Genomic DNA, 16,241 nt, shown 5'->3' with positions numbered 1-16,241 from the left:
CTGCAAAAGGGTTAGAATTTGATTGACTCCACGCTAATGAATAGCTGTACAAATTTCTGCTCCTGAGCAGTAATAGATTAAGGAACATACAATGACACGAAATGAAGGCCAAGCCTCGGTTATCCTAGATAATGTCTGTAAGCTGATCCAGAAAAAAGTTCGCGCTGATAATGTGTTACTCGTTGAGAAATTCGCCAAAGCCTTGTACAGCAACATGTCTAAAGAGGATTTGGCAAATCGCAACGATAGTGACCTATATGGCGCAGCATTAAGCCTTTGGAACTCGCTAGAAAAAAATACTACCGACGACGCTGTTATCCGCGTTTTCAACCCTGAAGTGGCAAAAGATGGCTGGCAGTCATCGCATACAATTGTAGAAATTATTACTAAAGACATGCCGTTTTTAGTTGATTCTGTTCGTATGGCCATGACTCGTGAAAATATCGCCTCTCACTTATTACTTCATTGTCCATTAAAAATTAAGCGCGATACAAACGCTAAAATTTCTGGATTATCAAATTTAAAAGCAGAGCAAGAATCTTCATCTACTAAAACAGTGTTCTTTATTGAAATCGACCGTCAGACAGATTCTTCTGTGATTGAGTCTTTCAAAAAAGAGTTAGAATCGGTTCTTGTTGATGTGTCAGTTGCTGTTGATGATTGGCAACCAATCCGTAAAAAATTGATGGCAGTGACCAAAGAGTTACCTAAGCGTCATCATAATAAAACAAAAGAAGAAGTGTCAGAAACAACTGAGTTTTTAGATTGGTTAGCTAAAGATAACTTTACCCTAATGGGTTACCGTGAATATGAGTTAAGCCCAGTTCAAGGTGATTACCAATTAAAAGGTAAAATGGAATCAAGCCTTGGCTTGATGAAAAATTCTACTGAAGAACACACACGATTATTATCAGAATTACCAGAAGTCGCTCGCCAAGAAGCACGTAGCAGCAACTTATTGATCTTAACTAAAACTAACTCTGTTTCTCGCGTTCACCGCCCCGCTTACATTGATTATGTAGGTATTAAGCGTTTCGACGATGAAGGTAATGTAATTGGAGAAGACCGCTTTATAGGTTTATTCTCATCTAATTTTTACAACAATAGTGCTGCTGATGTGCCAGTATTAAAAAGTAAAATTAATCGCATTATGGAAATGTGTGACTTTGCTAAAGGCACGCACGCTTACAAAGCTGTTTTAAATATTTTAGAAACCTACCCACGTGATGAGCTTGTTCAAGCGCGCGAAAGTGAGCTACTTGAAGTTGCTATGGGTGTTTTACAAGTACAAGAGCGCGATATGTGTCGCTTGTTTGTGCGTAAAGATGCGTATGGTCGCTTTTTATCTTGCATGGTTTATGTACCTCGCGAGCGTTACAACACAGCCCTGCGACGTGAAACGCAAGATATATTAGCTAATGCATTTAATTCTGACGATAAAGTCGAATTTACTACTTATTTCTCTGAGTCAACACTGGCGCGTACACATTACACCGTTCGTGTGACCGACAACAAGATCGAATATAACGTGAAAGACATCGAAAACAATTTAGTAGAAGCCGCCCGCACGTGGGAAGATAAACTTCAGTCTGCACTTTTAGAGTCAGCAGGAGAAGCACGTGGTAACGATTTAAATCGTAAATATTGTAATGCGTTTGCACGCTCATACAAAGATGAAGTACTGCCAAGTGCTGCGGTTGTTGATATCGAAAAGTTAGAATTACTTAGCGATGAAAACAAGCTAGAAATGCTTTTCTACCGTCCACAAGAAGAAGCTAATAGCAATATTGTACGATTAAGCTTATTCCATAAAGACGAGCCAATTCACTTATCTGACGTTATGCCAATGCTTGAAAACTTTGGTCTGCGCGTTGTTGGTGAAACACCATATTCAGTTAAAACAAGCGATGGTCGTATTAATTGGATAATGGACTTCTCTATGCTTATTGATAGCAAAGGGATGGCAGATTTTGATAAGATTTCAGCACGTTTTCGCGCTGCATTAACCAATGTTTGGGGCAATCGCCTTGAAAATGATGGTTTTAACCGTTTAGTGTTAATGGGTGGCTTAACTGGCCGTGAAGCCTCTATTTTACGTGCTTATGCTAAGTATATGCGCCAAATTGGTGTTACGTTCTCTCAGACTTACATTGAAAGCACATTTGCTAACTACCCAAATATTGCTGCGCAAATTGTTAACTTATTTGCTAAAAAGTTCTCAATTAAGAGCCCTGCAAGTGCTAAAACACTTGAGAAGCTAAGCACACAAATTTATTTAGAGCTTGAAAATGTAGCAAATCTAGATGACGACCGTATTATTCGTTTATACGTCGATATGATTGTTGCAACGCTTCGTACTAACTATTTCCAAAAAGATGATGCAGGTCAGTTTAAGTCGTATGTATCATTTAAAATACAACCTAGCTTAATTCCGGATGTACCGCTTCCTCTTCCAGCGTTTGAGATTTTTGTTTATTCTCCTCGCGTAGAAGGTGTGCATTTACGTTATGGTAAAGTAGCACGTGGTGGTCTGCGTTGGTCTGACCGTCGTGAAGATTTCCGTACTGAAGTACTTGGCTTAGTTAAAGCACAACAAGTTAAAAATACAGTAATTGTACCTGTTGGTTCTAAAGGTGGCTTTGTATGTAAACAACTACCTAGTGAGCGCGAAGCGTTTATAAAAGAAGGCCAAGAGTGTTACAAAATCTTTATCCGTGGTCTTCTAGATATAACAGATAACATTGAGCGCGGAGAAGTAGTGCCAGCTCGTGATGTTGTTCGCCACGATGAAGATGATGCATACCTAGTAGTTGCAGCCGACAAAGGTACAGCTACGTTCTCTGATATTGCCAATGGCATAGCAAACGAATATAACTTCTGGTTAGGTGATGCATTTGCATCTGGTGGCTCAGTGGGCTACGACCATAAGAAAATGGGTATAACGGCTAAAGGTGCATGGGAGTCAGTAAAACGTCATTTCCGTGAAATGGATATCGATTGTCAAACTACCGACTTTACAGTTGTGGCAATTGGCGATATGGCGGGTGATGTATTTGGTAATGGTATGCTGTTATCTAAGCATATTCGTTTACAAGTTGCCTTTAACCATATGCATATTTTTGTTGATCCTAACCCGGATGCTGCTACATCTTACCCAGAGCGTGAACGTTTATTTAATATGCCGCGTTCATCGTGGGAAGATTACAACAAAGAGTTAATTTCTGCCGGTGGTGGTGTTTTCTCTCGTGCTGCAAAATCAATTACGCTTAGCCCAGAAATGAAAAAAATGTTGGGCACTAAAAAAGCGAGTATGACTCCAAACGAGTTAATGAAAGCCTCATTAATGATGGAGTTCGATTTACTGTGGAATGGCGGTATTGGTACATACATTAAAAACTCTAAAGAAACTGATGCAGATGTAGGGGATCGTGCAAACGATGCACTACGTATCAATGGTAGAGATTTAGGCGCTAAAATAATTGGTGAGGGCGGCAACTTAGGTGCAACTCAATTAGGTCGTGTTGAATTTGCAGCGAAAGGCGGTCGTGTAAATACTGACTTTATTGATAACGTAGGGGGCGTTGCCTGTTCAGATAACGAAGTTAACATTAAGATTTTACTTAATGGCTTGGTTGCTGAAGGTGACTTAACACGTAAACAACGTGACGAGCTACTTTATTCAATGACTGACGAAGTGTCTGAATTAGTATTAAAAGACTGTTACCGTCAAACACATACTATTTCAATTACGCAGTCTAAAGGTACTTCAACACTAAAAGAAAAGATTCGCTTTATTCATGCGCTTGAAAAAGATGGTAAGTTAAACCGCGCTATTGAGTTCATTCCAAGCGATGAGGAATTAGCAGAACGTGCAGCAGCGGGTAAAGATTTAACTCGCCCTGAGCTTTCAGTGCTAGTGTCATATGCAAAAATGGTATTAAAAGAGTCTTTAGTAAGTGATGAAATTACTGAAAACCCTTATTACCGTCAGTTGCTTGTTAAATCATTCCCGCGTCCACTACGTGAGAAGTTTAACGATGCGATGGATAATCATCCGCTTCGTAAAGAAATTATTGCGACTAAACTCGCTAACAGTATCGTTAACGATATGGGTTTAAACTTCATGGTACGTATGCATGAAGAAACCGGTGCTAATGAAGCTGAAATTGCAATGTGTTACTCAATTGCTAGCGAAATATTTGAAATGCGCGATACATGGTCTTCTATCAGTGCACTTGATAATAAAATACCAGCAGCGGTTCAAACTGAAATGCTTTACCAACTTCGTCGCACTGTGCGCCGTACAACGCGTTGGTTCTTACGTCATCGCAATAAGGCACAAACGATTGAACAAGGAATTGAATTCTTTGCTCCAACATTTAAAGATTTAAGCGATAACTTAAATACGTACATGATTGAAAAAGAGAATGACCGCATTGTAATTGAAGCTAATAAGTTAATTGATGCGGGCGTTCCAGCAGATATAGCTACGCGCATTGTTTCTTTATCAAGCTTATTTTCTGTAATGGATTTAGCTGAAGTTGCTAATAGTTCAGGTAAGAGTATTTCGATGGTATCGAATACTTACTTTAAATTAGGCGCAAGAATGGGTCTGCATTGGTTCTTAGAGCAAATTACAAAGCAACCAGTCGCAAATCATTGGCAAGCGCTTGCTCGTTCATCTTATCGTGAAGAGCTTGATTGGCAACAACGTACATTATCTGAAGTTGTATTAAATAGCTTTGAAGGTGATGAAAGCGATGTTGATAGTCAAATAGATGAGTGGATGGATAGCCAAGATTTATTACTTCAACGTTGGAAACAAATGTTGGCTGAGTTCAAAACATCACAAAGCCACGACTTTGCTAAGTTCTCAGTTGCACTGCGTGAACTAATGCTACTAAGTCATAACTGTGATACATCAGGAAAATAATTTAGCTTTAATCAGTTATTTGTTTAGTAAATAAATAACTGATTGTTAAAATTGTTATACAATACCTCAGCCTTGTCTGAGGTATTTTTTTGTCTGAAATTTAAAAAGAGGATTATATTGATGTTTTATGATTTAGCTCGCCGTTTTATGTTTACCCGTGATGCGGAGTGGGCGCATGAGTTTGCACTTAATAATCTTCGTCGTTTTGCTAATACGCCTCTAAATTTAGCTTGGTCACAAAGTGTTTCAGATAAACCCGTAAACTTTTTGGGTCTTGAATTTAAAAACCCTGTAGGGCTTGCTGCTGGCCTTGATAAAAATGCAGAATGTATTGATGCTTTTAGCCAAATGGGATTTGGTTTTATCGAAGTAGGTACAGTTACGCCACGTCCTCAAATAGGTAATGACAAGCCACGTATTTTTAGGCTGCCAGAGTCAAACGCAATTATTAACCGTATGGGTTTTAATAACAAAGGCGTTGATAACTTAATTGAAAATGTAAAAGCAGCTAAATATAGCGGCGTACTGGGTATTAATATAGGTAAAAACAAAGATACGCCGAATGAGCAAGGTAAAGATGATTACATTCACTGTATGCGTAAAGTATTTGAGCACGCCTCATACATTACAGTAAATATTTCATCGCCAAATACACCTGGACTTCGTGATTTACAATACGGTGCAGCGCTTGATGATTTATTACAAAGTCTTAAAAATGAACAGTTAGATTTAATTGCAAAGCATAACAAACAGGTTCCAATGCTGGTAAAAATTGCACCGGATCTAGATCAAATACAAATACAGCAAGTAAGTGAGTCACTTTTAAATAATAAAATTGATGGTGTAATTGCCACCAATACAACGCTTGAACGAGCCGCAGTCATCGGGCAGCAATATGCAGAAGAGGCGGGCGGTTTATCAGGTAACCCTGTTAGAATGCGCTCTACAGAGATAGTAAGTGAGTTAAAGCGCTTAACACAAGGTAAGTTGCCAATCATCGGAGTCGGTGGTATTGACGATGCTACATCTGCAAAAGAAAAGTTAGATGCAGGCGCAAATTTAGTCCAGGTTTATACTGGGTTCATCTACAAAGGTCCACAATTGGTAAAGTCGATCGTTAACGGCTTATAAGGATCAGTTATCTAAGCTTTTGATCGTTCAATAAATGTTCTAAGCAAACGTTTTATAAATGGTCAAAAGCGGTTATACTCTAAATAATAATAATTATTAAACATTCCCAAGGAGGAGCAAATGTTACAAGCATCAAAGCAATGGCAGTGGATTGCTTGTCCTGATAAAAATCGTTTGTTACTTGATTTAAATGACGACATGCAATTATGCACGCCCTATAAATTAAGACAGCTCACCGATTCTGTTTTTAAAAATCCACGTTTTAGCCTTGAAGATGCTGCCTTTTACGAACAAGTTTATAATTATTTAGATGGTTTTGAATTGTGGTCAGCAGCTCAAATTTGTCAAATATCATTAAATGCAACCGCCGTTAAATACCACTTAAAACCTGTACTAGCTAAAAGTTGGTTTTTCCAAGAATACACTGGTACAGAGCCAAGTGTAGAAGCAATAGTTAAACTAACTTCTAAGGCGCAATCGGGTGATTTTTTAATTGTAGAGCATTGCCCTGATGCATCCATTTGTTTAAATTTAAGTGAAACCTTTAAATTAGACGAAAACTTATCTTTAGCGCAATTTGAAGTAATCCGTATTTTGAATAATCGAGTGCACCCCATCCTAAATCAGCAATATCAAAGTCAAACCGCCTAGGTCTGCTGAATTTTGCGGATTAAAATTTATTCAAACTAGGGACTATGTAATCGCAGCGCGAGATTTGTAACCTAGTGGGCTCGATAACTGCTCCTGCGTTATTCTACTGGCTTACATCCATGTAAGAATAAGTAAAAACCGAGCAAAGCTACCGCGTCCTGCTCACGCCCCTTACCTACATCCATTTAGGCAACAAAGAGTAAATAGCCCCTAGGAAGAACCCTTTGGGCAGCGCCTGTTTGGCATTAATGCTACGTTATCGCCCATTTATGGGGAATAACCCCACTGTATAGGCTCTGCCTTGTCTAAATACCAAACAGACTGCTGCAAATTCAACCTTGAAAGTTCGACAGACCCTCATCAAAATTAAGTTTTAAGCGTGTCTTTATGGCGTGTTTGTCACTCAACCTATGTTATAATCCTGCGCAATTAGCTATTAAGGGTTATTACTTTGCAATTTATCGCACTTACTTCTATCGGAATCGAAAATTTATTGGTTGATGAACTAGCAGAACTTGGCGCAACCGTGTCCAAGCAAACTGTTGGTTCTGTTCGTTTTGAGGCTGACTCATTACTGGCGCAAAAGGTTTGTTTATCAAGTCGTTTTGCAACGCGTGTGCTTATGCTTATTGAAGAAAAAGAAGGCGTAGATGACAAGAATAGCCTGTACAATTTTGCGCGCTCGCAACCTTGGCAAGAATGGTTTGGGCCTACGCAAACATTCGCTGTCGACTTCAATGGTACTAACGATTCGTTAAAAAACACGCAATTTTCGGGTCTTGTAATAAAAGATGCGATTGTTGACTATTTTAATGATTTATACGAGCAACGACCTAACGTTGATAAACAAGACGCTAATGTGCGCGTTGTAGCACGACTAAACCGTTATGGCGTATCGATGTATATTGACTATTCAGGCCCTCGTTTGTCTGAACGTGGTTACCGCCAAGGTCAAGGTAAAGCGCCAATTAAAGAGCATTTAGCTGCCGCGTTAATTAAGCGCAGTGGCTGGCTTGATAATGTTAAACAGCCTTTATTTGATCCATGTTGTGGTGCGGGTACTATTTTGATAGAAGCTGCGGGTATGGCACGAAACGAAGCGCCTGGATTATTCCGTGAAGGCTTTGCTTTTGAGCGCCTACCAAGTTTTAGAGCCGCAAAGTTTAAAGAACTTAAAGAAGAGTTACTTGCTAATATCACCGATCCTAAATTGTGGTTAATTGGCCACGATTACGATGAGCAAGTATTAAGTAAAGCAATTGATAATGCTAAACGTGCTGAGCTTGATGATGTTATTAAATTTAAGCAAAGTGATGCTACTAAACTTACCGCTGTTGCTAAATTACCGGGTGTTGTAATTTCAAACTTACCGTATGGTGAGCGTATTGGCTCTATGGCTGAGCTTGTTGATTTACATCGTAATTTAGGTGTTGGCTTTAAAAAGCACTTTAATCACTGGAAACTTGCCTTACTTGGTATGGACGAGAGCTTATTTAAACTTTTAAAACTTGTGCGCCTTAAGCGTTATAAGTTTAAAAATGGCCCGCTTGATGTAGAACTTAACTTATATCAATTAGATGATAAGCAAGTAAGCCTAACGACAGATGACAAAAAAGCGCTTAATTTTGAAGGCTCAACGTCATTTGCAAATCGTTTAAAAAAGAATAAGCAAGGTTTGAAAAACTGGCTTAAGCAAAATGAGATTACGGCTTATCGCGTTTACGAAGCTGATATTCCAGAATACAATGTTGCTGTAGATATTTACGGTGATTCTGCGGTTATTTTCGAATACGCAGCGCCTAAAGAAATTGATGAAAAGACATCAGAAAAACGCCTGCAAGACGTAATCAGTCTAACAGCTCAACAGCTTGAGATTTCACCTGAAAACATTGCTGTAAAAGTACGTAAAAAGCAAAAAGGTGAAGATCAATATACAGCCATGGCCAAACAAAACCGGACTATGGTTGTTGAAGAGTTTGGTGCTAAGTTTAAAGTTAACTTATTTGACTACTTAGACACGGGCTTGTTTTTAGATCACCGTTTAATGCGCCGCTACATTCAAGAAAACGCTAAAGATAAACGCTTTTTAAACCTATTCGCATATACGGGTACGGCCTCTGTACACGCTGCACTTGGTGGCGCTAAAGCGATTACAACAGTTGATCTATCAAAGACTTATTTAAAATGGGGTCAAGATAACTTCGACTTAAATGGTATCAGTAATACACGATACCGTTTTGAACAAGCAGATTGTTTAAAATGGTTAGAGCATGCAACGGCGCAATACGATTTGATATTTTTAGATCCTCCTACGTTTTCAAACTCAAAACGTATGAAAGATGCATTTGATGTGCAGAGCGATCATATTAAATTATTAACCTGGGTTAAAAAGATTTTAAGCCCTTCAGGTACGTTGATTTTCTCTAATAACAAACGTGGTTTTGTAATGGATGAAGTTGGCCTGATTGGTTTAGGTTTAAAAGCCGTTAATATTTCAGATAAAACATTATCACCCGACTTTAAACGTAATAAAAAAATCCATAATAGCTGGCTAATTACGCATGGCTAAATGGGTTTTATATCACACTGATGGTTGCCACTTGTGCGAACACGCTGAGCAACTTATCACTGAGGTACTTTGTGATACTAGTGAGTTATTACTAATCGATATTATGACTGATGAGCAGCTTATTGCTGAGTATCAAATTACTATTCCTGTATTAAAAAGTGAAAAAGGCGCTCAATTATTTTGGCCTTTTACTTTACACACTGTGCACGAGTTTTTTGCACAAGCAGAATAAGAGCAAATAAGAACTATGGATTTAATTAGAATTTTAAAAGCACAACTTGCTTTTGGTACACATGCTTTACTTAACAAAGCAGACGCCGTTATAGAAAGTGGCGAACGGGTGTGTGTTGTTGGTCGAAATGGCGCGGGTAAATCAACACTATTAAAAGTACTTGATGGACAAGTTGTTTTAGATGATGGCGAAATAAATCAGCTAGGTGGGATCAGAATTTCTCGTTTAGAACAAGATCCACCAAAAGGCGCAAGCGGCACCGTATTTGATTACGTTGCGCAGGGTATGCCTGAGATTGCAAACTTACTAATTGATTTTCATCATGTAAGTAATGAGTTGCAAACAGTGTGTACCGATAAGCTATTAAACAAACTTGAGCGTTTATCAACTCAATTAGAAGCAGTAGATGGTTGGCGTTTTGATAGCCGCATTCAACTGGTTTTAACACAATTAGAACTAACACCAGACGCTAAGCTTGAATCGCTTTCGGGTGGTTGGCTACGTAAAGTGGCACTTGCACGTGCTTTGGTTAGTGAGCCTGATTTATTACTGCTTGATGAGCCAACAAACCATTTAGACATGGCAAGTGTAATGTGGCTTGAACAGTTTTTAAAAGAATTTAAAGGCGGTATTGTATTTATATCGCATGACCGTGCGTTTATTCGCGCTGTTGCTACGCGTATTTTAGATTTAGATCGCGGTAAACTAATATCCTACCCTGGAGATTATGCGACTTATTTAGAACAAAAAGCGCATGATTTAAAAGTTGAAGAAGCTCAAAATGCATTATTTGATAAGCGTTTAGCTGAAGAAGAAACGTGGATCCGCCAAGGCGTTAAAGCACGTAGAACGCGTAACGAAGGTAGAGTTCGTGAGTTAAAGCAGCTTCGTACGGAGCGTAAGCAACGTGTTGATCAAGTAGGTAAAACTGACTTTAATATTGAAACAGCAGACCGCTCTGGTAAGTTAGTATTTGAAGCTCAACACCTTTGTCATGCGTTTAAAGACAAAGTTATTGCTGATGATTTTTCAACACTTGTAATGCGTGGCGACAGAATCGGCCTAGTAGGTCCAAATGGTATTGGTAAAACAACACTATTGAAATTAATGTTTGGTAATTTAGCACCTGATAGCGGTATAACTAAACAAGGTGTTAATTTAGAGTTTGCTTACTTTGACCAATACCGTGAAAAGCTTGATGAAGAAGCAACTGTTCAAGATAACGTTGCCGAAGGTAAACAAGAAGTGATGATGGGCGGTCGCTCGCGTCATGTTTTAGGTTATTTACAAGACTTCTTATTCCCGCCTGCACGAGCTCGTACACCGGTAAAAGCACTCTCTGGTGGTGAAAAAAATAGACTATTGTTAGCAAAACTATTTTTAAAACCGTCTAATATACTTGTTCTCGATGAGCCAACAAATGACTTGGACATTGAAACGTTAGAATTACTAGAGGACATCATTAATCAATACCAAGGTACAGTGCTTATTGTAAGCCATGACCGAGAATTTATTGATAATACATGTTCTAGTGTATGGGCGTTTGAAGGTAATGGTAAAGTAACAGATATCGTAGGTGGTTATAGCGATTATGAGGCTTACGTTAACTATTTAGCTGAACAAGAAAAAAAAACTCAGCAGCAACCAGTAAAAAAAGTTGAAAAAGTAGTCGCTCCAATTGCTAAACCTGCAGCTAAGACAAATAAACTCTCTTACAAATTAAAACTTGAATTAGAGCAGCTACCGAATAAAATGGAAAAACTAGAAGCTGAAATTGAAGCTCAACAAGCTGTAGTGAGTGACTCAGACTTTTTTAAACAAGAGAGTGATGTCACAACTAAAGCATTGAACCATTTAGCACAACTTGAGTCTGACCTTGAAGCTGCCCTTGAGCGCTGGGAAGAACTTGAAGAATTACAGAATCAGTAGTAAGGACTAAAATGAAATATAAATTACTCGCTGCTAGTATTTTAGCGACATTAAGCACTACAGCAACAAGCGCAACGTACCAGTTAAGTGAATTAGGGACTCTTGAAGACGCTAAATACTCTTATGTAACAGATGTAAGCGAAAGCGGGCATATCATTGGTTTCGCAAATGGTTTATACAATTTACCTATTGATATCAGCTATATAGATTTTACTGAAAGTATTATTGAGAATAGCTACGATAATACAGAGGCTGCATTTGAATTAAGTGATAAAGAGATTACATTTACACTTGATGACATTGAAAATAATGATGCAGTGTTCACTAATGCTGATGCGCATACTTTCATGGTTAGTTTTTTATCTTCAATTTCTACAAATTTTGAATATCAGAAATTAAGCTCATTAGTTGGTATAAAGTACAATGATACACAAGTTACAGAGCAACCAATATTTGATGTTGAATCTGTTGACTATGATGGTCTAACACGTTCTACGACTAACCTTTTTAATGCAGTCAGTGAAGATGGTGTAACAGTAGGTTGGGGTAGTGCTCCTTACAATAAAGTATCTTTTACACCCGATGGCGATGATGAAGCAGAAACATGGTTTACTCATGAATTTATAGAACGTGGGATTGTAATAAGCGCTGATGGCATGATCAATGTTCCATTAGAACCAGAGTTTAATGAATACGGCGGCACAAGTCGTGCTAACGATATTGTTAAAACCAATAGTGGTTATACTGTTGTAGGTAATATGTCTACAAGTATCCCTGACGACAGACAAGATAATATTGATGATAACTGTGATAATGAAGACGAACCAACATCAGTATGCATTAATTTATCGAGTTCATCGTTTGGTGTATTCAATAAGCGTGCTGTTAAATGGGAACTTGATGAATCACTGAATGTTATTTCTGTTAAAGAGCTTGGTTTAGCGCTTACACCTGATGAAGGTGAAACTGAAGATGACGCTTTTACAAGTACTGCTTTAGCAGTAAATAGTAATGGTACAATTGTAGGTTCATCGAATACGCGTTATTACAAAAATGACGATACGATTCTTACAATGCCAGTTTACTTTAAAGATGGTGCAGTTATTGATTTTATTGATCAAGAAGATGACTGGCAGGCAGGAAAATCAGTTGCTATTAATGATAATGAAGTAATTACAGGGTATGCGACTAAGCCAATCGAAGGCACACTTCGTAATAAGTTTTTCTATCATGACATAGCCACTGGTAGTACTGTATTTCCAAATGATTATTTTTCAAGCTCAAGCTCTTACGGCAACGATATAAATAATCAAGGTTATATTGTCGGCGAAGGTGAAGTGGGGGTTTCTGATAATACACGTCGTAAAGAAGCGTTTATTTATAAAATTGGTGAAGATAAAATCACTAATTTAAACGATTTACTGCCTTGCTTTGACACCGATGGCGAAACTAATTACGCTTATACAATGGCCGAAGCCACATCTATTAACGAAAATAATGAAATATTTGGCACTGCGACTAAGACAGTTGAAAAGCTAGATTCTTTAGGTGGTGTAGTAACTGATGTTAATGGTGAAATTGAATATGAGAGCATTGCAATTGCAGTTAAACTAACGCCAATCGCAAATGGTGAAGTAGAAGACTGTGCTCCGCCAGAGGCTGAAGTCTATGAGCGTAACTCTGCTAGCTTCCCTTGGTATACATTATTGTTATTACCACTCGTTGGCTTAAGACGTGTATTTCGTTTTTAAAGCTTATACCAATCTGCATAAATCTTTGATCAATTTAACGAATTAAATTGCACTATAACGTCGTTAAAAATTTTTTATTTAGAACAACTAGATACAAAAATTTTTGCCTAGTTCTAGCGTAATTTTCTTAACGTTAAATAGACCCCATATATAAGCAGATTGGTATTACTAATATTGATTAAAAAAACCAACTTAATAAGTTGGTTTTTTTTCGTCTATAATATTTTATAAGATTAGGGTTGCCGTGAATCTTATAATTATTATTTAGCTTTAACGCTACTAGTTATTGCGTGCTAACCATGCTTTTTTAACAGAGCGGCGCCAAATAATATCAATACCAAAATAACCGATGATTGAAGCAATTGAAGCACACACCAATGAGCCAAGTAAAAATGCGGGGCCAATAGTTTCTATGCTTTCTAAAAACCAAGACCAACTTGCTTCAAATACAAAATGCTGTTCGGGTTGATTAAGTATTAGCGTACCCACTAAATACGAGCCATAAAAAATAGGTGGCATAGTTAAAGGATTTGTAAGCCATACTAAAGCAACTGAAATAGGTAAATTAACTCTAAATAATATAGCACCTGCTGCGGCTAAAACCATCTGAAAAGGAACAGGGATGAAAGCAAAGAATAACCCGACTGCAAATGCACCTCGAGCAGAGCGTCTATTTAAATGCCAAAGATTTGCATCTTGTAAAAGGCGTCCAAATATTCTTAGTGATTTATGATGTCTAATTTTATTTGGATCAGGTAAAAATCTTTGGATCGTTTTTTTAGCCATTTAAAGCAACCATTTACATCAGTGTGGATAAGTCTTGGGTTTGTAATTGGCTCTATAGCAACCGTATTTTATTATCAAACTCTCGAATTTACAGTATTCACAATTTTCATTGTAATAATGAGCGCTTATTTTAAGCCGTTTTCAAACGTATTGTTAGGCTTTATTTGCGCAATTTGCTTTGTTGGACTGCATTTTTACCTATTTTATAGTTTTGAAATACCAAAACCGAACGAAAAGTATGCACTAGAATCGACTTTGGTAATTGAAGAAGTTATTTCTAGCAAAAAACCTCAGTATATAAAAGTTAAAATAGTCGCATTAGAAGGGAGCCATTTTTCAGACTTTAGAGCACCTAAAGCAATGCTCAGCATTAATTCAGTGCAGCCTTTAATAATCGGTGATGAGTTTTCTGCGTTGATTCATTTAAAACATTTTCGTAGTAATAAAAATTTTAATGTATTTGATAATGAACGTTATGCTTTTATAAATAGGATATTATTTAAAGGCAAAGTGCTTAATAAAAACCTTGATATTATAAATAGCGATAAACAAAGTATCATTTTAGATTACCAACACTTTATCAAAAACACCTATGCGGATACAGAATTACAGTGGCTCTATTACGCATTGCTCAGTGGTGATAAGTCATTGATGAGCTACGCTGATAAACAATTAATGCAGTCTCTTGGGTTGAGTCATTTACTTGCTATATCGGGGTTACATATCGGTTTGATTTTTAGCTTCGGTTATCTATTTACTCGATTCATAGTTTTAAGAGTTAATTTATCAATTGGGCAATCATCTAACCTTACTCTTTATTACAGTTTATTCGGATTTTTAGCTGCCTTTGTTTATGTATACTTAAGTGAGTTTATAGTATCGGCAACGCGAGCGCTCATTATGCTCGGATGTTATCTATTACTGTACTTTTTAGCTAAGCAGCCATTGCGTTGGCGTAGTATTTTATTTGCCTTAGTTATTGTTCTTATTATTAACCCATTTAATTTACTCAACCCAGGACTCTACTTTTCATTCTCAGCAGTCGCTATCATTTTTACAGTTATTAATAAATTACCAATACTAAATACACGAGTAAAAAATAAAGTTATTGCACTGTTTGTAATACAAATAGCGTTATTTATTGGCTTACTACCGCTTTCACTCTATTTTTTTAATGGCGTCAGTATTGCGGGATTAATAATAAACTTAATAGCAATACCGCTGCTTTCAATCATTATTTTGCCATTTTTAATCGTTTTTACACTATTGAGTATGCTTTTAGATATAGGCTTTTTAATAAATCTATTTGATACTGGTTTATATACGTTATTTCAGTTGCTTAACGAAATCCCTGAATCGTTAAGGTGGATAACAACAGGGAGAGTTGAGCCAATATTTGTCGTTTTTACTTATATTATTATGTTGATGATTTATTTCCTTCCTTATAAATGGCTCGCTTTTATTCCAGCAATAACGCTTTTATTAGATCATTGGTTAACAGAAAAGCCAAAGTGGCAACTTCATGTATTTGACGTAGGTCATGGACTCATGGTGTTAATCGAGAAGGATAATCAAGCATTTATATATGACTTTGGCCCCAGTTATTTTAATCGTTTTAGCCGCACGCGAAGTATCTTATTACCTTATATAAAAGCAAATAATTTAACAGTAAAAACAGCAATTTTAAGCCATGAAGATAATGATCACGCTGGAGGATTACAGCATTTTATTGATGCTGGATTAGAACAAGCATTAAAGTATTTCCATCCTAAAAACACCCAAAATGTATGTGAAGTCATAAACATTGATTTTGCTGGATTAAAAGTACAAAGCTTTACTACAAAAGGGTTTGGTAATGAAAATGATGACTCTTGTGTTGTTAGAGTGTCAGATAATACCTATAGCGTACTACTTACTGGTGATATATCAAATGCGCGTGAAGCATCGCTATTAGCGGATAATAAATCGTTGAAAAGTACAGTAATGTTAAGCCCGCATCATGGCAGCGATACATCCTCAAGCGTTAATTTCATTAACAATGTTGCTCCCCAAGTAGTCATTCACTCAAGTGCCTATAAAGGACAGTGGGAATTCCCTAAGCCTCTTGTCGTCGAACGTTATAACCAAATAAATGCTCAGCAATTTACGACAGGCGTTGCAGGGCAAATTAGTATTAAATTTTATGCAAAGAATTTGGCTATAGAAACAGCAAGAGGGCAGGAAAGTTACTGGTTTATCAAAGATTGACGTTTAGTTTTA

The 16,241-nt window shown here is 37.3% G+C and carries 9 protein-coding genes; 8 read left to right on the top strand and 1 reads right to left on the bottom strand.

Annotated elements, in window-relative coordinates; all coding sequences use genetic code 11:
* Window positions 1-91 precede the first annotated feature (91 nt).
* From PX700_RS00470 to PX700_RS00440, 7 genes are all read left to right on the top strand, one after another.
* The gene (locus tag PX700_RS00470) at window positions 92-4,933 is read left to right on the top strand and encodes an NAD-glutamate dehydrogenase (protein WP_479519526.1); all 4,842 of its coding nucleotides are present in this window, start codon (window positions 92-94) and stop codon (window positions 4,931-4,933) included.
* Window positions 4,934-5,053: 120 nt separating this feature from the next.
* Window positions 5,054-6,064, top strand: a complete 1,011-nt coding sequence (gene pyrD / locus PX700_RS00465) for a quinone-dependent dihydroorotate dehydrogenase (RefSeq protein ID WP_415636187.1) — start codon at window positions 5,054-5,056, stop codon at window positions 6,062-6,064.
* A gap of 120 nt (window positions 6,065-6,184) precedes the next feature.
* Window positions 6,185-6,715, top strand: a complete 531-nt coding sequence (locus tag PX700_RS00460; protein ID WP_415636186.1) for a cell division protein ZapC — start codon at window positions 6,185-6,187, stop codon at window positions 6,713-6,715.
* A 451-nt stretch (window positions 6,716-7,166) separates the two neighbouring features.
* Window positions 7,167-9,284, top strand: a complete 2,118-nt coding sequence (rlmKL, locus tag PX700_RS00455) for a bifunctional 23S rRNA (guanine(2069)-N(7))-methyltransferase RlmK/23S rRNA (guanine(2445)-N(2))-methyltransferase RlmL (RefSeq protein ID WP_166419643.1) — start codon at window positions 7,167-7,169, stop codon at window positions 9,282-9,284.
* Entirely contained in the window at window positions 9,277-9,516 is a 240-nt protein-coding gene (locus PX700_RS00450; RefSeq protein ID WP_479519525.1) for a glutaredoxin family protein, read from the top strand. The genes rlmKL and PX700_RS00450 overlap by 8 nt, the downstream gene beginning before the upstream one ends.
* Before the next feature lie 15 nt (window positions 9,517-9,531).
* The gene (gene uup / locus PX700_RS00445) at window positions 9,532-11,445 is read left to right on the top strand and encodes an ATP-binding cassette ATPase Uup (protein ID WP_479519524.1); all 1,914 of its coding nucleotides are present in this window, start codon (window positions 9,532-9,534) and stop codon (window positions 11,443-11,445) included.
* Between the two features lie 11 nt (window positions 11,446-11,456).
* A complete protein-coding gene (locus PX700_RS00440) occupies window positions 11,457-13,196 on the top strand; it encodes a DUF3466 family protein (protein ID WP_415636184.1) in 1,740 nt (579 codons plus the stop codon).
* 279 nt (window positions 13,197-13,475) lie between these two features.
* Here the strand turns inward: PX700_RS00440 and PX700_RS00435 are convergent, their stop codons facing one another.
* A complete protein-coding gene (locus tag PX700_RS00435) occupies window positions 13,476-13,982 on the bottom strand; it encodes a DUF2062 domain-containing protein (RefSeq protein ID WP_415636183.1) in 507 nt (168 codons plus the stop codon).
* Between PX700_RS00435 and PX700_RS00430 the strand changes: the two genes are divergently transcribed.
* Complete coding sequence (locus PX700_RS00430) at window positions 13,962-16,229, top strand: DNA internalization-related competence protein ComEC/Rec2 (RefSeq protein ID WP_479519523.1); 2,268 nt, start codon at window positions 13,962-13,964, stop codon at window positions 16,227-16,229. The two genes, PX700_RS00435 and PX700_RS00430, sit on opposite strands and share 21 nt — an antisense overlap.
* Window positions 16,230-16,241 lie beyond the last annotated feature (12 nt).

The sequence above is a fragment of the Pseudoalteromonas sp. TP27 genome, from assembly GCF_056470645.1.
This window is presented reverse-complemented; position numbering and strand designations above follow the sequence as displayed.